Genomic DNA, 18,426 nt, shown 5'->3' with positions numbered 1-18,426 from the left:
CGGGCAGCGACGCGCTAGTTGATCTCGTACGGGTCCCCGTACACCGCCCACTTCAGCGGGGTGTGCAGGTCGAGGTTGCCGTCGTTGAGCCACACGAGCTGCGCCGTGTCGATCCGCGACGTGTCCGCGTGCGCCTCCTCCTGCTTCATGACGATGCGCCGCGCGTCGAGGAACGCCTTGAGGTACGCCGTCTCGTCACCGTCCTGTGCGGGCGGCTTCGCCTGCTGGAGTGCGGCCGAGCGGATGCCGCCGAAGCTCGCCTGGCTGGTGCCCGGGCCGTGCATCACGATGGCGTCGTAATAGATGAATTGTCCCAGTGCGCCCAGACCGTCCGATTTCGCCTGGTTCACCGCCGGGTCGAAATAGACGCGGTCGCGTTCGCTGTTCTGTGCCGCTTTGAAGTCCTCGCGACCGGCGGCCTCCCGCCACGCGTTTTCGAAACCGCTGCCGAGGCCTTCGTGGGAATCGCTTCCGTCGACCTTGCGCAGCGCCGGGAGGTATTCCGCGAGCGGGTTGTCCGGGGCCGAGTTCGTATAGCGTTCGACGAGTTCGAGCATGTCCCCGGTGCCCGAGCAGAACCCGATGATGCCGGCGGTGTACCCGCGTCCGTCGCCGATGTCCTCGATGTACGAGTACTGTGCTTTCCAGTCCAGGGAAGAGTTTTCCGCGCTGGAGACGATCTGCATCGCGATCTCCTTCTTCTCCGGCGAGGCGAGGTCGCCACCGGAGGCGAAGATCGACGCCGACGCCGGGGCGGGCTCGGCGGACGCCAGTGAAGAGAGCGCGAGAGGACCGGAAACGGCGAGGGCGAGAACGGAGACCGCGCCGAGAGCACGGCGCATCGCGGGCCGCAGGGTGTCACTCATGAAAGGTGTCCCTTTCCACAGAGAATTGTCATCTTCTGTCAGGTGTAACTGCGGCGTGCGAACACGATAACCACGGGTGACAGTTTCCGGCAAGGGGGCAGGACGGTTAAAGATTTTTGCGCAGCAAGGCCGACCCCAGCGGCGTGAGGTGATGGCGCACGGTGTTGCCCTCACGCACGCTGAGCACGAGACCCGCTTCACGCAGCACTGTGGCGTGCTGGCTCGCCGAGGACATGGAGATCCCGGCGCGCCGCGCGACATCGCAGGTCCGCCCGCCGTCTTCGATCGTCTCCAGTACGGCGGCACGGGTGTGCCCCAGCAGTGCGGACAGGGCGGAGCCGTGGTCGTGGGGCACGACGTCGGGGAGATGCTCTTCGATGGGGTAGACGAGCACCGGCACGCGGTCGTTCTCGACCAGGGGCACCCCGGTTCGCCAGCAGAAGAACGACAGGATGAGCAGTAGCCCTCGCCCGTCGAGACGCAGGTCGTGGTGCACCGGGTAGTCGACTTCGAGCACCGGTGCCTTCCACCGCATCGCGGAGGAGAGGCCGCACAACAGTCCTTCGACGCCGTCCGCGAGCAGGACCCGCGCCTGTCTCACGCGCTGACGGTCGAAGCACGCGAGGATGTCGTTCCAGACCGGCTCGATCGCCGCCTGGTGATACGACCGGACCGCTCGTGTCAGCGCGCCGAGCGCCGCCGGGTTCGCGTCACCCAGATCCCGTGCCCACGGCGTCGGCCGGCGGGATCGGGCCAAGATCGCCAGATCCCGGCGCAGGGCGCAGCGCTTGGTGCCGCTCACCAGTTCCAGTTGCTCGTCGAGATCTTCGCCGGACGGCGTGAGGAAATCGGGGAAGTACCCGCTGGGCGGGACCAGCGTCAGCAACGGCCCGGCGGCCTTCGGGAGACGGCTGCGGACAGCGCCGCGCCACTTCCGTACCGGCAGGCCGCCGTCCCCACGCTGCAGCCGGTGCAGGCTCAGCGTCGTCTCCCACAACGGATCCGGCCTCGTCGCGACCCTGACCCGACCAAGATCCTCTCCGGAAAAATGCACGCGCAGCACAGCTTCCCCCTCCCCAGGTCCCCGGAGGAATTAACGCACGAAACGCGCGGCTTGGCGATGTTTCAGCCAGAACTAAAACTGCGCCGGACGACTCGGGGCGCCTGAGACGGTTCGTGGAGCAGGGTCCACTACTGAGGGGATGAACATGAACATCAGGAAATTCGGTCTCGCCGCCACGGGTGCGTTGATGGCGTTCGGGTCGCTGTTCGCGGCCACTCCCGCCACCGCGGCGGCCGGCGGGGAGGTTTCCGCGGCGGCGACCAAGAGCTGGCAGCTGAAGTGCCGGGACTTCCAGTTCAACGAGGCCATTCCCGGCGGGTGGACCGAGTTCTGGGTGAGCTGCAGCGGGAACACCGTCACGATCAAGGGCAAGGTCTACGACAGTGCGTCCGACAACCGCTGCATCGTGCTCAAGGTGTACTGGCCGAGCGAGAACCGCTGGGACAGCAGCCGGAAGGCCTGCCCCAAGGGCACGAATCAGAAGTTCACCTTCACCGGCCTCAAGGCCGCGAACCCGTGGGCGCACCTGTCTTCGGTCGCGGCGGGCTAGTCCTCAGCCGGCGTGGTGGGGCAGTGTCGCGAACCGCAGGCCCGCTTCACTCAGCCTGTCGATCAGAGCCTGCCCCATCGCGGTCGCCGTGGTGACCTGCCCGGCCGTCGCGGGCAGGTCGTCCAGCGCCAGGCACAGGGCGGACTCGCCGAGCATCTTCGCCGTCTCGCCGTAACCTGGGTCACCGCCGGACACCTCGGTCACGACGCGTTCACCGCCGCTTTCGGCGTGGAACCGCACGGAGAACCACGACCGCGCGCGCCGCTGCTCGTCCGGGCCGCCGCCGGGCTTCACCAGTTTCGACAGTGCCCGCCGCGCGGGCGGGATCTGGGCGGCGGCGAAGACGAGACCCATCCCGGCGGCACCGGCGGCCACCACCGGAAGCCGTTTGACCGCCGCGAAATGCCGGTACGTGAAGTCGGGGCCGTACGCGGGGAGTGCCGCGGCGGACCGCTCGACGATCATCGGGTCGATGGTCGGCAGCGGCACCGCCCAGAAACCGTCGGGGTTGCGGTGCGGGGTGCCGAGCGTGGCTCGCCCCCGGCGGCCGTCGGGTCGTGGTTCGGCCGCCGCGCGGTCCCGCGCGGCACGGAAACTCGACGGCAGCCGCGAAAACGCCGTCAGCGCCGAAAGGAAGGTGCCACCCGACGGCATCGCGCCGGCGCGCACGTAACCGTCGATCCGGATCGGTTTCCCTTGCGGCAATTGAGAAACGGTGAAGAGGGCGCCGAGGTCGTGCGGGATCGAATCGAATCCGCACGCGTGCACCAGCCGGGCGCCGGTTTCGACGGCGCGGGCATGGTGGGCGACATACATCTTGTCGACGAACTCGGGCTCGCCGCACAGATCGGCGTAGTCGGTCCCGGCTTCGGCGCACGCGGCGACCAGCGGCTCTCCGTAGTGGACGTACGGGCCGACAGTGGTAGCGACGACCTTCGCGGACTCCGCGACCTTCCGCAGCGAGTCCGCGTCGGAGACATCGGCTCGCAACAACGACAACCCGGAGAGCCCCGGGTTGATCGAGAAAAGCCTTTCCCGCAACGCTTCCAGCTTGACCGGATCACGTCCGGCCACCGCGAGGCGCAGACCGGGCGGGGCGGCGCGGGCGAGATATTCCGCCGTCAGGCCACCGGTGAACCCGGTGGCGCCGAACAGGACGACGTCGTGGTCACGGTCGGTGGGCATGGCGTGAGGCTACCGCCGATCAACGCCTGTCGCCGGTGTAGACGACGGCGGCGCTCACCGCGTCCACCCCCGTGATCAGCTCGGCGAGCGCCCTCGGGAGGTCCCGGTGCGTGGACTCGGCCCAGGTCCGCAGGCCGGCGCGGTCGAGTTCCGGTTCGCAGAAGTCGTCGAGACCGATGGTCCAGGCCAGCAGGGCCAGGCAGACCGAATGCGGATCCGGCTGTTCGGTGCCGAGGACGGCCGCCCTCGACTTGCTGCGCGCGGCCGTCGACATCAGCAGATCCCGCGGCGGGTACCGGTGATTCTTCCGCATGAGCATCCGGTCGGTCTCACGGTCGATCACGCCCGCGGCGAGCAGATTCTCCGCGACCGTTTCACCCAGTTCGTGACGCAGGTGGGTGACCCATTCCCGGACGGTCTGCGGCTCGCGTTCGCGGAGGATTTCCGAAAACACCCGATCCAGCGGTGGATGCGCGAGACCGCGCCGGGTCAGCGGGCGGATTCGCTTGCGTTCCACGGTGATCCGCTCGGCGAGGAGGAGATCGCAGAGCGCGGAACCGGCCATTCCGATGCCGAGCCCCGTGCGGCGCAGCGCGGGTTTTCCGGTGAACTCGTCGTGGGCGAGGAAGAACAGGGAATCGACCAAGGTCAGCCGACGCATGAATGGCACGCCCTCCGGCGTTGTGGTGCGGGACGGCCAAGGTAGCGGTACCGGGTGTACCACTGCGAGCCGAGGTCCGTTTTTAGCCTGAACGGACGTACCTCGCCGGGGTGCCCGGCCCTAGGGTGGGATGGCTCTCGCAAGATCAAGAGCCTTCAGCGCCAAACCGACGTCCGGGGGGACGGTTCATGGGTACGCAAAGACCGCGGCGCGGTCTCGGCCATCGACGGCTCGGAGCCGCGCAGATCGTCTTCTTCGTGGTGGCCGCGGTGGGTCCGCTCTTCGCCATCGCGGGCGGGGTCCCGACGAACTACGCGGTCACCGGCAGTGTCGGGGTGCCGCTGTCGTTCCTCCTGCTCGCCCCGATCCTGGGGTTGTTCGCGGTCGGCTACTCCACGATGAGCCGCTACATCACCAACGCGGGCGCGTTCTATCCCTACGTCGCCAACGGCGTCGGCAAATCCACCGGCGCCGGGATCGCGTTCGTCACGCTGTTCTCCTACAACGCCATCCAGATCAGCATCTACGGCCTGTTCGGCTGGTCGGTGTCGACGTGGCTGGGCACCCTCACCGGATCCCCGCCGCCGTGGTGGCTGTGCGCGCTGGTGATGGTGCTGATCGTCGGCGCGCTCGGTGTCCTCCGGATCGACCTGAACGCCAAGGTGCTCGGGGTGGCGCTGTGCCTCGAGGTCGCCGTCGTCGCGATCGTCGACATCGCGTTGTTCGCGAATCCGGCGGGCGGCAGTGTCTCCTGGGTCCCGCTGGAACCGTCGAGCCTGTTCACGACCGGTGTGGGCGCGGTGTTCGCGTTCTCCGCCGCCGCGTTCATCGGCTTCGAGGGCGCGGCGACCTACGGCGAGGAGACGCGGGAACCCAGCCGCACGGTCGGCCGGGCGACGTTCGCGGCGATCGGTCTCACCGCGGTGCTCTACGTCGTCTCGTCGCTCGCGCTCGCCGTGGGCACCGGGCCGGACGTCATCGTCACCGCCGCGGCCGCCCAGGGCCCGGACCTGCTGTTCAACCTGGCGGGCGAGCATCTCGGTGGCACGTTCTCCGACGTCGCGTACACACTGTTCGTGACCGGGCAGTGCGCGGCGCTGCTGAGCTTCCACAACGCGGTCGCCCGGTACTTCTTCGCGCTGGGCAGGGAAGGGCTGCTGCCGCGCTCGCTGGCCAAGACCAGCAAACGCACCGGCGCGCCGGTGGCCGGTTCGCTCACGCAGACCGCGCTCGCGCTGGCGGTCGTGTCGCTGTTCGCGATCGCGGACCGCGACCCGGTGACCGAACTGTTCACCTGGCTCGGCACGACGGCGTCCACCGGCGTCGTGGTGATCATGATCGCCGTCTCGCTTTCGGTGATCGGCTTTTTCAAACGGCGCCGTCACGCCGAAAACGCCTGGCGCCGGTGGATCGCGCCGGGGCTGGCGATCCTCGCGTTGTCGGCCGTCCTCGCGCTGATCCTGGTCAACTTCGACCTGCTGCTCGGGCCTGCCGGGACGTTCCTGTTGCGCTGGGGCCTGCCCGGTCTCGTGCTCGTCGCGGCACTGGTCGGTTTCCTGCGCGCGGAAGTGTTGCGGACCAAGGATCCCGGCACGTACGCCGCCATCGGCGGTCCACCCGAAGACGAGGACGCCGAACCCGTCCGGCTCAGGGCGGTCCGATGATCGTCCGCGCCGCCGAACCGTCCGAAATGGACACCGTGGTCGACGTGCTGTCCGAGGCCTTCCACGACGACCCCGTGAGCGCCTGGGTCTTTCCCGGTGACGAGCGCCGCGCGGTGGCGCTGCCGATCTTCCACCGGGCGGTCCTGCTCGGGACACTGGACGCGGGCGGCCACGTCGACGTCGCCGGAGACCTGTCCGCCGCCGTCCTCTGGTCGCCCGGCGGTGAGGAGGACATGGACGGTGACGCGTTCGCCGGGCTCACCGAGGAAGAACTCGGCAGGCTCGCGGCGTTGTTCGAGTTGATGACCGAGCGCGCCCCCGGCGGCGAATACCACCACGCGCAGTTCGTCGGCGTCCGCAAGAGCGCGCAGCGGCAGGGGATCGGCGCGCGGCTGCTGAAGCACGGGCTCGACAGGTATGGCACGGTGCCCGCGTACCTGGAGGCCAGTAGTTCGGAGAGCGCGAAACTGTACCGGCGGCTGGGTTTCCGCGATCACGGCCCGGCGTTCGCGGCCGAGGGCGGGCCGCCGATGCTGCCCATGTGGCGGGAGCCGTGACGGATCCCTCGTCGATTTGTCTATAAAGGACTGGTAAAGTAGCGGCCAGATGACGACGAACCGTGCCCCCACACCACGGCACCGTTCCGTCTTCTTTCTTCTGATCTTGCTCGTCTTCGCCTTCGTCACGCCGACCGTTCCCCACGGGCACGGCCGGGCGGCGACGGAAGATCCGGTCGCCGTCTTCGCGACCCATCCGCTGCCCGCCTTCCACGGCGGGCAAGCCGTTCCCCTCGCCGACGTACCCGCCGAAACGGCGACCGTCGACCTCCCCGACGCCGGCGACGCCCCTGAGCAGGGCGAACCCGTCGTCGTCACCCGTGCGGTGCCCCAGGCGCCCGCACGGGCACCTCCGCGCTGATCGGTTCCCACATCGCCGCATCAGCCATCCATCGGAGGTCTCCATGAGTTCCGGTCATGCCCTGCTGGCCGTCGGCGGGGCGTTCCTCGCCGCCGGTGTCATCGCCAGAGCGGGCGCCCGCATCGGGCTGCCGACCATCCCCCTGTTCATGCTGGCCGGTTTCGTCTTCGGCCCCAACACCCCCGGACTGTCCCTTGTGGACGATCCGGCTGAGCTCGGTGTGCTCGCCGGGCTGGGTCTCGTCTTCCTCCTGTTCTACCTCGGCCTCGAATTCTCCCTCGACGACCTGGCCAAGGGCGGGCGCAAACTAGTCTGGTCCGGGCTGATCTACCTGATCCTCAACATCGGCGGCGGGCTCGGCTTCGGCTTCCTGCTGGGCTGGGGGACCAGGGAAGCGCTGGTCATCGCCGGGGCCATCGGTATCTCGTCGTCGGCGATCGTCACGAAACTCCTGCTCGAATCCCGCCGGATGAACAATCCCGAATCCCGGCTGATCATGGGCATCATCGTGATCGAGGACCTGTTCCTCGCGCTGTACCTGGCGTTGCTGCAGCCGGTGTTGTCCGGCGCCGGGAGCTTCGGTTCGGCGATGGCCGACTTCGGCAAGGCCTTCGGGTTCCTGCTCGTGATGGCCGCGCTCGCCCGCTGGGGCGGCCGCGTGGTGTCGAAGCTGTTCGGTTCGGCCGACGACGAACTGCTGACGGTCTGCTTCGTCGGTGTCGCGGTCATGGGCGCCGCCGTCGCCGAAGAGGTCGGGGTGTCCGACGCCATCGGCGCGTTCATGGTCGGCATGATGCTCGGCGGGTCGAAGGTCGCGCCGCGGATCCACAAACTGGTACTCCCGCTGCGGGACGCGTTCGGCGCGCTGTTCTTCTTCATCTTCGGACTCAGCATCGACCCGAACGCGGTCGGTTCGGTGGTCGTGCCGGTACTGATCGCGGTGGCGCTGACGATCGTGCTGAACCTTGGCGCGGGCGCGCTCGCCGCGCGGCTGAACGGGTTCGATCGCCAGTCCGGGGTGAACATCGGACTGACCGTGCTCACCCGCGGCGAGTTCTCGCTGGTGCTCGCCGCGATGGCGACCGCCGCCGGGCTGGACTCGCGGGTCGCGCCGTTCGTCGCGGGTTACGTCCTGCTGCTGGCCGTGATCGGCCCGATCGCGGTCATCCGCTCGGAGAAACTCACCTGGTTGCTACCGGCGGGTATCGTCCGAGACTCGACCCGCCGCGAAGAGCCGGCCAGGGCGACGTGACGAGGAGGCCTGGGTGACGGAACGGTTCGGCGGCTACCAGAACGAGATCTACCTGCAGGGGCTCGGCGGGACCCTCCCGCCCTGCTCCACCGACGCCACGAAGCTGGAGGAGTCGGCGCGGGAGATCCTCGAGCCGGGGCCGTTCTGGTACGTCGCGGGCTCGGCCGGTTCCGGCGCAACGGCCCGCGCCAACCGGGAGGCGTTCGACCGCTGGCGCCTGGTGCCCCGGATGCTCACCGGCGCCACCGAACGCGATCTGTCGACGACGGTGCTGGGGACGCCGGTGCCGGCGCCGGTGCTGATGGCGCCGGTCGGTGTCCAGTCGATCGTGCACGAGGGCGCCGAACCGGCGGCCGCTCGCGCGGCGGCGTCGGTCGGCCTGCCGTACGTCATGTCGACGGCGTCGTCCACGAGCATCGAGGACGTCGCCGAGGCCAGTGGCGAGGGGCCGCGCTGGTTCCAGCTGTACTGGCCGACGGACAACGAGGTCTGCGCGAGCATCCTGGCGCGAGCGAAGGCCGCGGGCTTCACCACGCTCGTGGTCACGCTCGACACCTGGACGCTCGCGTGGCGCCCGAACGACCTCGACCACGCGTACCTGCCGTTCATCAAGGGCATCGGGCTCGGCGTCCCGCTGAGCGACCCGGTGTTCCGCGGTCTGCTGGAGAAGACGCCCGAAGAAGATCCGCCCACCGCGATCCTGCGCTGGATCTCGATGATCACCGGCACGGACAGCACCTGGGACCGGCTGCCGTTCCTGCGTGAGCACTGGGACGGGCCGATCGTGCTCAAGGGCATCCAGCACCCTGACGACGCGCGCCGCGCCGTCGAGGCCGGGATGGACGGGATCGTCGTGTCCAACCACGGCGGCCGCCAGGTCGACGGCGCGATCGCCTCGCTCGACGCGCTCCCGGAGATCGTGGCCGCGGTCGGCGACCGGCTCGAGATCCTGTTCGACTCCGGCATCCGCACCGGCGCCGACATCGCCAAGGCGCTCGCGCTCGGGGCGAAGGCCGTGCTGGTGGGGCGGCCGTGGGTGTACGGCCTGGCGCACGCGGGGGAGGACGGCGTCCGGCATGTGCTGCGGAGCCTGCTCGCCGACCTCGACCTGACCATGGGCCTGTCCGGGCACCGGACCCTGGCCGACCTCACCCCCGGCTCCCTCACGCGCTCCTGACCTCCCCGCAATTCGTCACCTGCTTGCGGTAGTTCGCAGGGCGAACCACCGCAAGCAGGTGACGAATTGCGGCGGTAGTGGTGACGTGCGGGATATTCGGAGGCCGGGATCGTGACGCACGGCTATCCTGGTGCCGGTCATGGCTTCTCAACCTTCCCCGCTCGGCGCCCTGCGCGCTCGACTGCCCGAACTCATGTCGCGCGACGAGCATCGCCTCCGGCGCAGGCTCGACGGTGCCCGGAAAGCGCGTAACGCCGAGTCGCTCGCCGCGCAGATCGAGGCCGACATCGAGGCCGCCGAACTGCGGGTCACCCGCCGGCGCGACAACGTCCCGAAGATCTCGTTCCCCGAAGAGCTGCCCGTCAGCCAGCGCAAGGACGAGATCGCCGACGCCATCCGCGACCACCAGGTGGTGATCGTCGCGGGGGAGACAGGCTCCGGGAAGACGACCCAGCTGCCGAAGATCTGCCTCGAACTCGGCCGCGGCGTCCGCGGCCAGATCGGGCACACGCAGCCGAGGCGGCTGGCCGCGCGCACGGTCGCCGACCGCATCGCCTCCGAGCTGAACACCGAACTCGGCGAGGCCGTCGGCTACAAGGTCCGGTTCACCGACCACTCCGGCCAGGACACGCTGGTCAAGCTGATGACGGACGGCATCCTGCTCGCCGAGATCCAGACCGACCGGATGCTGCGCCAGTACGACACGCTGATCATCGACGAGGCGCACGAGCGCAGCCTCAACATCGACTTCATCCTCGGCTACGTCAAACAGCTCCTGCCGCGCCGCCCCGACCTCAAGGTGATCATCACCTCGGCGACGATCGATCCGGAGCGCTTCTCCAAGCATTTCGATGACGCGCCGATCGTGGAGGTCTCCGGCCGGACGTATCCGGTCGAGGTCCGCTACCGGCCGATCATCGACCCCGACGACCCGGACGCCGACTCCGATCGCGACCAGACGCAGGCCATCTGCGACGCCGTCGACGAACTCCAGCACGAGGGACCGGGCGACATCCTGGTGTTCCTCTCCGGCGAGCGGGAGATCCGCGACGCCGCGGACGCCCTGTCCAAACAGGACCTCAGGAACACCGAGATCCTGCCGCTGTACGCCCGGCTTTCGTCGTCGGACCAGCATCGGGTGTTCCAGCGGCACACCGGGCGCCGCGTCGTACTCGCCACGAACGTCGCCGAGACGTCGCTGACCGTGCCGGGTATCAAGTACGTCGTCGACCCCGGCACCGCGCGCATCTCGCGCTACAGCCACCGCACCAAGGTGCAGCGGCTGCCGATCGAGCCGGTGTCGCAGGCGTCGGCGAACCAGCGCAAGGGCCGCTGCGGCCGGACGTCCGACGGTATCTGTATCCGGCTGTACTCCGAAGACGACTTCGACGCCCGGCCCGAGTTCACCGATCCGGAGATCCTGCGGACGAACCTCGCGTCGGTCATCCTGCAGATGACCTCGCTCGGCCTCGGCGACATCGCGGCGTTCCCCTTCGTGGAGCCGCCGGATCGCCGTCAGGTCGCCGACGGTGTCCAGTTGCTGCAGGAGCTCGGCGCGTTCGAGATGTCCGACGGCAAGAAGCTCACCGAGACCGGCCGCAAGCTCGCGCTGCTCCCGGTCGACCCGCGGATGGCGCGGATGGTGCTGGAAGCCTCCCGCAACGGCTGCGTCCGCGAAGTGATGATCATCGCCGCCGCACTGTCCATTCAGGACCCGCGTGAGCGGCCGGCGGAGAAGCAGCAGGCGGCGGACGAGCAGCACGCGCGGTTCGTGGACAAGACGTCGGACTTCCTGGCGTACCTGAACCTGTGGGAGTACGTCACCGAACAGCAGAAGGCGTTGTCCACCAGCCAGTTCCGCCGGATGTGCCGCAACGAGTACCTGAACTACCTGCGCATCCGCGAGTGGCAGGACATCTTCAGCCAGCTGCGTCAGCTGGCCAAACCGCTCGGCATCACCCTCAGCACGGACGGCCCGGCCGATCCGCAACGGGTGCACACCTCGCTGATCGCCGGGCTGCTGTCGCACGTCGGCCTCAAGGATCCGGCCAAGGGCGATTATCTCGGCGCGCGTGGGGCGCGCTTCTCGGTGTTCCCGGGTTCGGCGCTGTTCAAGAAGCAGCCGCGGTTCGTGATGTCGGCCGAACTGGTCGAAACCTCACGCCTGTGGGGCCGGGTCAACGCGCGGATCGAGCCGGAATGGGTCGAGCCGCTCGCCGGCCACGTGGTGAAGCGGAACTACTCCGAGCCGCACTGGGAACGCAAACAGGGCGCGGTGATGGCGCTCGAGAAGGTGACCCTGTACGGCGTTCCGCTCGTCGCCGACCGCCGCGTCAACTACGGCCGCATCGATCCCGAGGTGAGCCGCGAGCTGTTCATCCGGCACGCGCTCGTCGAAGGCGACTGGGAGACCAGGCACCACTTCTTCCGCGAGAACCGCGCGCTGCTCGACGAGGTCGAAGACCTGGAGAACAGGGCTCGCCGCCGTGACATCCTGGTCGACGACGAGACGCTGTTCGAGTTCTACGACCAGCGTGTCCCGGCCGACGTCGTCTCCGCACGGCATTTCGACAGCTGGTGGAAGAAGGCGCGGCACACCGAGCCCGACCTGCTGAGCTTCGAGAAGACGATGCTCATCAACGAGACCGCGGGCAGCATCCGCGAGGCCGACTACCCCGACTTCTGGACACAGGGCAGCCAGACCTTCAAGCTCACGTACCAGTTCGAGCCGGGCGCGGACGCGGACGGTGTCACCGTGCACATCCCGCTGCCGGTGCTGAACCAGGTCACCCCGGAGGGCTTCGACTGGCAGGTCCCGGGCCTGCGCGAAGAGCTGGTGACGCAGCTGATCAAGTCGCTGCCCAAGGCGATCCGGCGTAACTTCGTGCCGGCGCCCGACCACGCGAAACTGGTGCTGTCGCGGGTCGGCCCGGGCGACGGTCCGCTGCTGCACGCGGTGGCCGACGAACTGGAGGCGTTGCGTGGGGTGGTGATCCCCGACGACGCCTGGCAGCTCTCCGCCGTCCCCGAACATCTGAAGACGACCTTCCGCGTGGTCGACGTCCGCGGCAAGAAGGTGTCCGAGGGCAAGGACGTCGAGGCACTCAAACGGGACTTGAGCGGCCAGGTACGCGCGACGATCTCGAAGGCCGCCGACAGCATCGAGCGCCAAGGTCTGACGACACCCGCGTTCGGCGAGCTGCCGAAGGTGTTCGCGAGCAAGCAGCGCGGGCACGACGTCAAGGCGTATCCGGCGCTGGTGGACGAAGGCGGCACCGTCGCGGTGCGGCTGCTGGACACGCCGGGGCAGCAGGAACTGTCGATGTGGGCGGGTACGCGGCGGATGCTGCGGCTGAATCTGCCGTCACCGATGAAGTTCATCACCCGCAACCTCGGCAACTCGTCGAAACTCGTGCTGAACCGGAACCCGCACGGCTCCGTGGCGGCGCTGCTCGAAGACTGCGTCGACTGCGCCGTCGACAAGCTCGTGACCGACAACGGCGGCCCTCGCTGGGACGAGGCCGGCTTCGCCGTCCTGCTGGAAAAGGTGCGCGCCGGGCTGAACCCCGGAGTGCTCGACGTGCTGGCCAACGTCGAGAAGATCCTGCGCGCGGCCAACGACGTCGAAACGCGGCTGGCCGACACCCGCGGCCCGGCGGATTCGCTCGCCGACATCCGCACGCAGCTGGACGGCTTGGTGCACAAGGGTTTCGTCACCGAAACCGGGCAGGACAGGCTGAAGCACGTCGTCCGGTACCTGCGGGGGATCGAACGGCGGCTGGAGAAACTCCCGACCGAGCCCACTCGCGACATCCAGCGCACCGGCGACATCGCCTGGCTCCGCAACGAGTACCAGTCGGCGCTCGACACCCTGCCGCCCGGCACCTCCTCACCCGCATTGCGGGAGATCCGGTGGATGATCGAGGAACTGCGGGTCAGCTTCTTCGCCCAGACACTCGGTACCGCCCACCCCGTCTCCCTGAAACGGGTCATCAAGGCCCTCGACGACGCCGCCGCCCCCCGCAATTAGTCACCTACTTGCGGTGCTCACGCGAGTCCCGCGCCCCATCACGCGAGTTACGCCTTCAATCACGCGAGTCGCGCGCTCAATCACGCGAGTTACGCCTTCAATCACGCGAGTCGCGCGCTCAATCACGCGAGTTACGCCTTCAATCACGCGAGTCGCGCGCTCAATCACGCGAGTTACGCCTTCAATCCCGCGAGTCGCGCGCTCAATCACGCGAGTTACGCCTTCAATCACGCGAGTCGCGCGCTCAATCACGCGAGTTACGCCTTCAATCACGCGAGTCGCGCGCTCAATCACGCGTGTTGTTGCCCCTCCGTCCTGTGGCCACCGTGACGGAGGCCGGAACTCACGTGACTGGGCGGCGATCACGCGTGATCGAAGGCGTAACTCACGTGATTGAAGGCGTAACTCGCGCCATCGGCCGGACGACACCACCCTCCCGCAATTAGTCACCTACTTGCGGCTCGAATCAGGCGCGCGAGGGCTCGACCGGCGCAAGTAGGTGACTAATTGCGGGAGGGGGTCACTTCGCGTCGGCGTAGGTGTCCACGGCGGCGATGTGCAGCGGGAACCGGACCGGGCAAGCGGGGCCGAACATCATCCGCGCCGCCTCGGTCATGCTGTCCACAATGGACTGCGAGACCTCGTCGGCGAACTCGGCCGGGGTGTGCACCAGTACCTCGTCGTGCTGGAAGAACACCAGGTGCGCGGGGGAGGGGAGCTTGCTCCGCAGGGTCGCCAGCAGGATCGCGGTCATGTCCGCGGCGCTCGCCTGAACGACGAAGTTGCGGGTGAAGCGGCCCCAGTTGCGGGACGCCTGCCGGGCCTTGAGCTCACCGGCCTCGTCCTCCGCGACGCCGCCGGTCAGCGCGCGCCAGGCTTCCGACGGCGCGGGTGACGTGCGGCCCAGCCGCGAGCGGACGCGCTCCCCGCGTTCCCCCGCCTGCGCGGCACGCTCCACATAGGACACCGCGTCGGGGAACCTGGTCCGCAGCAACGCCAGCAGTGGCCCCGCCTCGCCGGACGTACCGCCGTACATCGCCGACAGCATCGCGATCTTCGCGCGGTCCCGGTCGTCCCTGTCGTCCCAGGCCGGCACCGGCACGCGGCGCACTCCGGAGAACATCGCCTCGGCGAGGCTCGCGTACAGATCCGTGGCCGCGGCGACTTCGGCCAGTTTGCGGTCTCCGGACAACGCCGTCAGCACCCGCGGCTCCAGCTGGGCGGCGTCGGCGACCACCAGTTTCCAGCCCGGATCGGCCCGGACGCAGGTCCGCAGGATCTTCGGTATCTGCAGCGCGCCCCCGCCCCGGCTCGCCCAGCGACCCGAAACGACCCCGCCGACCACGTAATGCGGGCGGAACCGGCCGTCGTGCACCCACTCGTCGAGCCACGTCCAGCCGTTGGCCGAATGCAGCCGAGCGAGTTCCTTGTATTCCAGCAGCGGCGGGACGGCGGGGTGGTCGATGTCGCGCAGCAGGTACTTCCTTGCCGACGTGACCTCGATGCCCTCCCGTCCGAGCGCCCGGACGACGCTGGCCGGGGCGTCCGGGTTGACCGGCCGCCCGCCGAACGCGTCGCTGATCTTCGCCGCCAGCTCGACCAGCCGCTTCGGCCGGTGCCCGGCCGGGACGCGGGGCCCGAGCTGGTCGGCGAGCAACGCCGAATGCAGGTCGGCCCGCCACGGCAGCCCGTCGGCCGACATCTCCGCCGCCGCCAGGGCGCTCGCCGACTCCGCCGCGAAGAGCAGGCGTAACCGCTCCGGATGATCGGTGACGGCGACCCGCTTCTCCTGCTCGGCCAGCACCCGGCGCGCCGCGTCGAGCACCGTGACGCCGGAGGGCAGCCGCGGGCCGCGTGTCTCGAACAGCGTCGGCTGATCGTCCTCGGCCCAGAGCGGCGGCTCGTCGGCGGGCGCCTCCTGTCCGTTCGCCCTGGCCAGCGCGGCACGCAGGCTCCGCGACTCCTGCGGGCGGCCTTCGTGGGCAAGGAGCAATCCCTCGGTCAGCGCCAGGTCATGACAGCGCCGCACCCGGACGCCGGCCTTGATCAACGCCGGGTACGTCCCTTCGACCGACGGGAACACCCAACGGGGTGAGTGCTCCGCCTCCAGGCTCCGTACCTCGTCGACGAACTCCGGGAGCTTCATGCCCCGCCGCGGCGGCTGCCCGGAAAGAGCGATCGTGAAGTCGCCATCCTCCTCTTGACCTGCGATCGCCTGCACACTCACATTGTGGTGGTTCCCCCCGACATTTCTGTCACCAGACGGCTAGTGCGCCTGCGCTATCGGTCGGCTACTGTCGAGTAGCAACCCCATACCGCCGGTACGCGAACCGCCGGCGGCATGGTGTCTCGCCGCAGCAGCAACGGAGGTGCCCGGATGAGAAACCCCACCGGCCTCGCCACCCTGGTGGCGGGCAAGGTGACCGAGACCGTGCGCAGCATCGACGTGATGCGCCAAGCGGGCCTGCTCCCCATCCCGCGGGTCGACGAGGGCCTGCGTTCGCTGGTCATGGTGCGGAAGTGGGGTCCGTTCGCCGGCGCGAACATGATCGCCGCCCGCCGGGACCCGACCGCGACCGGCATCATCGACGAACTCGGCCCGCTGACCTTCAAGCAGCTCGACACGCAGTCGAACGCGCTGGCCAGGGCATGGTCCGAACGCGGCCTCGGCCCGGGCTCGGTGATCGCCGCGCTCTGCCGCGACCACCGCGGTCTCGTGCTGACGATGCTCGCCTCGGGCAAGCTCGGCGCGAAGCTGCTGCTGATGAACACCGGGTTCGCCAAACCGCAGCTCGCGGACGTCGCGAAACGCGAAGGCGTCACGGCGCTCGTGTACGACCAGGAGTTCACCGACCTGCTGGACGCGGTCGAGGGCGACGTCGACCATTACCTCGCGTGGGTCGATTCGGACGCCGAGCTCTCCGGGCACGAGATCCCGATCGTCACCGAACTGGTCGCCAGCACCGACGACCGTCCGTGGCCCGCGCCCGCTAAACCGGGCGGGTTCATCTTGCTGACCAGCGGCACCACCGGGACGCCGAAGGGCGCTCCGCGGCCGCACACTTCCGCGCTGGCCTCCGCGCAGTTCCTCGACCGCATCCCGCTGCGGACCGGCGAGGCGACGTACATGGGCGCGCCGCTGTTCCACGGCACCGGGTTGTCACAGTTCATCCTGTCCTTCGCGCTCGGTTCGAAGGTCGTCATGCGGCGCAAGTTCGTGCCGGAGGAGACGCTGCGCGGCGTCGCGGAGAACCGCTGCACCACGCTGGTCCTCGTGCCGACGATGCTCCAGCGGATCGTCGATCTGCCGAAGGAGGTCCGCGCCAAGTACGACACCTCGTGCCTGCGGATCATCTTCGTCGCCGGCTCCGCGCTGTCCCCGGACCTCGGGAACCGCGCGACCGCCGCGTTCGGCGACGTCGTGCACAACCTTTACGGCTCGACCGAGGTCGCGGTCGCGACGGTCGCGACCCCCGAGGACTGGCGCAAGGCGCCGGGCACGGTCGGCCGCGCGCCGGTGGGCTGCAAGGTCGCGCTGTACGACGAAAAGGGCGGCAAGATCACCGAGCCGCAGGTCACCGGCCGGGTGTTCGTCGGCAGCGGGCTGAGCTTCCAGGGCTACACCGACGGACGTAACAAGGAGATCATCGACGGGCTGCTCTCCAGCGGCGACGTCGGGCACTTCGACGAGGACGGCCTGCTGTTCATCGACGGCCGTGACGACGAAATGATCGTCTCCGGCGGCGAGAACGTCTTCCCGATCGAGGTGGAGAACCTCCTGGTCGAACGCGAGGACGTGCTCGAAGCGGCGGTCGTCGGCGTCGAGGACCCCGAGTTCGGGCAGCGGCTGAAGGCGTTCGTGGTGCGGGCCGAGAAGTCGGATCTGGACGTCGAGGGGGTGCGGGACTACGTGAGGGCCAACCTCGCCCGGTACAAGGTGCCGCGCGATGTGGAGTTCCTCGACGAGCTACCGCGCAACGCGACCGGGAAGGTGCTGCGGAACAAGCTGCACTAGTACTCCCAGTCGATGCCGAAGACGCCGGGGCCGAAGTCGAGCGCGACGGCGTGGACACCGTTGCCCTGGTCCGGTTTCAGTTCCTTCCGGTCCAGCGGCGACGTCCCCTGCCTGGAGTACTGCCAGCACTTCGCCGGGACGGTGCCCGGGTCGAACCGGACCTCCAGCAGGTATTCGCGGACGGGACGCCGGAACTCGCGGTAATGCGTGTTCCGGCATTCCGGATACGGCGGCCCGGGATTGGTGAGGGAGTACTCGATCAGATGCGTCTCGCCGCGGTCGATGGGCCGGTCGAAGAGCAGTTCGGCCACCGTGAGCCCGTGTTCGTCGTCGACTTCGGCGCGGCCGACGTGACAGTTGCGCAGCGTGTTCAGCGCCGGCGGCCCGGCCTCCGGATCACCCTGGGCGTAGACCAGCAGCCAGCGGTCCTGTCCGTCCGCGCCCGCCTGGAACACCGCCCGTGCGGTCACCGCGCGTTGCCCGCCGTCCTCCGCGATCTCGCACAGGTCGTGCAGCCCGACCAGCTTCAGCTGATGGTGTTGTTCGAGCGCGTTGGGCGCGCCGACCTTCTCCAGCAACGCCTGGAGCGCTTCGAGCGGAAAGGTCAGCGGCTGCTCGGTGGTCGCCCGGCTGCGGCGTGACGACGCTCCACGCGGCCGCGGCGGCGGCAGCAGGCCGAGCAGCGACCCGGCGGGGATCGCCAAGACCTCTTCGAGGACCCGGACCGCGGACAGCGAACTCTGCCGTTCCGGCTGACGTTTGCCCGATTGCCAGTAACTCAGCGCGGTCACGCTCACCGACGCGCCGCGCGCGAGCAGCCGGGCTTGGATACGGTCGAGGCTCAGGCCGCTGGTGGCGATGGCCGATCTCAACGCGGTGGCGAACGCGGTACGCGGCTGATCTTCATCGTCCGTGGTCACTCGGTCCGCCGCGCTCCCCGCCACCATATGCTGCCCGACCGCCCCCGTCTGCCGTTCCCTGACACCGCCCGGTTGATAACAACACGAATAACTTTAACAGTCTGAGGTAACGCTTCAGGGACACC

Annotated in this window: 14 protein-coding genes; 8 read left to right on the top strand and 6 right to left on the bottom strand. The window is 68.9% G+C overall.

What is annotated here, in order from left to right; all coding sequences use genetic code 11:
• Nucleotides 1-14 precede the first annotated feature (14 nt).
• Both DL991_RS42245 and DL991_RS42240 read right to left on the bottom strand, forming a co-directional pair.
• Entirely contained in the window at nt 15-866 is an 852-nt protein-coding gene (locus tag DL991_RS42245) for a chitosanase (protein WP_125789965.1), read from the bottom strand.
• Between the two features lie 106 nt (nt 867-972).
• Complete coding sequence (locus tag DL991_RS42240; protein ID WP_233599325.1) at nt 973-1,920, bottom strand: helix-turn-helix transcriptional regulator; 948 nt, start codon at nt 1,918-1,920, stop codon at nt 973-975.
• Between the two features lie 154 nt (nt 1,921-2,074).
• Here DL991_RS42240 and DL991_RS42235 point away from each other — a divergent pair, with 154 nt between their 5' ends.
• Entirely contained in the window at nt 2,075-2,479 is a 405-nt protein-coding gene (locus DL991_RS42235) for a hypothetical protein (RefSeq protein ID WP_233599324.1), read from the top strand.
• 3 nt (nt 2,480-2,482) lie between these two features.
• On the opposite strand, the gene DL991_RS42230 is transcribed toward DL991_RS42235, so the two are convergent.
• A complete protein-coding gene (locus DL991_RS42230) occupies nt 2,483-3,664 on the bottom strand; it encodes a trans-acting enoyl reductase family protein (RefSeq protein WP_125789962.1) in 1,182 nt (393 codons plus the stop codon).
• A gap of 19 nt (nt 3,665-3,683) precedes the next feature.
• Nucleotides 3,684-4,325: a GPP34 family phosphoprotein gene (locus DL991_RS42225; RefSeq protein ID WP_125789961.1), complete on the bottom strand. Its 642-nt coding sequence runs from the start codon at nt 4,323-4,325 to the stop codon at nt 3,684-3,686.
• Between the two features lie 188 nt (nt 4,326-4,513).
• Between DL991_RS42225 and DL991_RS42220 the strand changes: the two genes are divergently transcribed.
• The 6 genes from DL991_RS42220 to hrpA all read left to right on the top strand — a co-directional run bounded on the left by DL991_RS42220 (nt 4,514) and on the right by hrpA (nt 13,366).
• Nucleotides 4,514-5,989, top strand: a complete 1,476-nt coding sequence (locus tag DL991_RS42220; RefSeq protein WP_125789960.1) for an APC family permease — start codon at nt 4,514-4,516, stop codon at nt 5,987-5,989.
• Nucleotides 5,986-6,546 (top strand): GNAT family N-acetyltransferase, encoded by a 561-nt coding sequence (locus DL991_RS42215; RefSeq protein ID WP_125789959.1) that lies wholly within the window; start codon nt 5,986-5,988, stop codon nt 6,544-6,546. The genes DL991_RS42220 and DL991_RS42215 overlap by 4 nt, the downstream gene beginning before the upstream one ends.
• Before the next feature lie 49 nt (nt 6,547-6,595).
• A complete protein-coding gene (locus DL991_RS42210; protein WP_125789958.1) occupies nt 6,596-6,907 on the top strand; it encodes a hypothetical protein in 312 nt (103 codons plus the stop codon).
• Between the two features lie 43 nt (nt 6,908-6,950).
• The gene (locus DL991_RS42205; protein WP_125789957.1) at nt 6,951-8,159 is read left to right on the top strand and encodes a cation:proton antiporter; all 1,209 of its coding nucleotides are present in this window, start codon (nt 6,951-6,953) and stop codon (nt 8,157-8,159) included.
• Nucleotides 8,160-8,172: 13 nt separating this feature from the next.
• Complete coding sequence (locus tag DL991_RS42200; RefSeq protein ID WP_125789956.1) at nt 8,173-9,336, top strand: lactate 2-monooxygenase; 1,164 nt, start codon at nt 8,173-8,175, stop codon at nt 9,334-9,336.
• A 193-nt stretch (nt 9,337-9,529) separates the two neighbouring features.
• Nucleotides 9,530-13,366: an ATP-dependent RNA helicase HrpA gene (hrpA, locus tag DL991_RS42195; protein WP_233599328.1), complete on the top strand. Its 3,837-nt coding sequence runs from the start codon at nt 9,530-9,532 to the stop codon at nt 13,364-13,366.
• 520 nt (nt 13,367-13,886) lie between these two features.
• Here hrpA and DL991_RS42190 read toward each other — a convergent pair.
• Complete coding sequence (locus DL991_RS42190) at nt 13,887-15,593, bottom strand: bifunctional 3'-5' exonuclease/DNA polymerase (RefSeq protein WP_199754317.1); 1,707 nt, start codon at nt 15,591-15,593, stop codon at nt 13,887-13,889.
• A 150-nt stretch (nt 15,594-15,743) separates the two neighbouring features.
• Here DL991_RS42190 and DL991_RS42185 point away from each other — a divergent pair, with 150 nt between their 5' ends.
• Nucleotides 15,744-17,381 (top strand): acyl-CoA synthetase, encoded by a 1,638-nt coding sequence (locus tag DL991_RS42185; protein ID WP_125789953.1) that lies wholly within the window; start codon nt 15,744-15,746, stop codon nt 17,379-17,381.
• Here DL991_RS42185 and DL991_RS42180 read toward each other — a convergent pair.
• The gene (locus DL991_RS42180; protein WP_199746631.1) at nt 17,378-18,328 is read right to left on the bottom strand and encodes a hypothetical protein; all 951 of its coding nucleotides are present in this window, start codon (nt 18,326-18,328) and stop codon (nt 17,378-17,380) included. The two genes, DL991_RS42185 and DL991_RS42180, sit on opposite strands and share 4 nt — an antisense overlap.
• Nucleotides 18,329-18,426: the final 98 nt, after the last annotated feature.

The organism is Amycolatopsis sp. WAC 01375, assembly GCF_003947325.1.
Classification (GTDB): domain Bacteria; phylum Actinomycetota; class Actinomycetes; order Mycobacteriales; family Pseudonocardiaceae; genus Amycolatopsis.
Note: the sequence above shows the minus strand (reverse complement) of the source record. Positions and strands in the feature narration are given on the sequence as shown.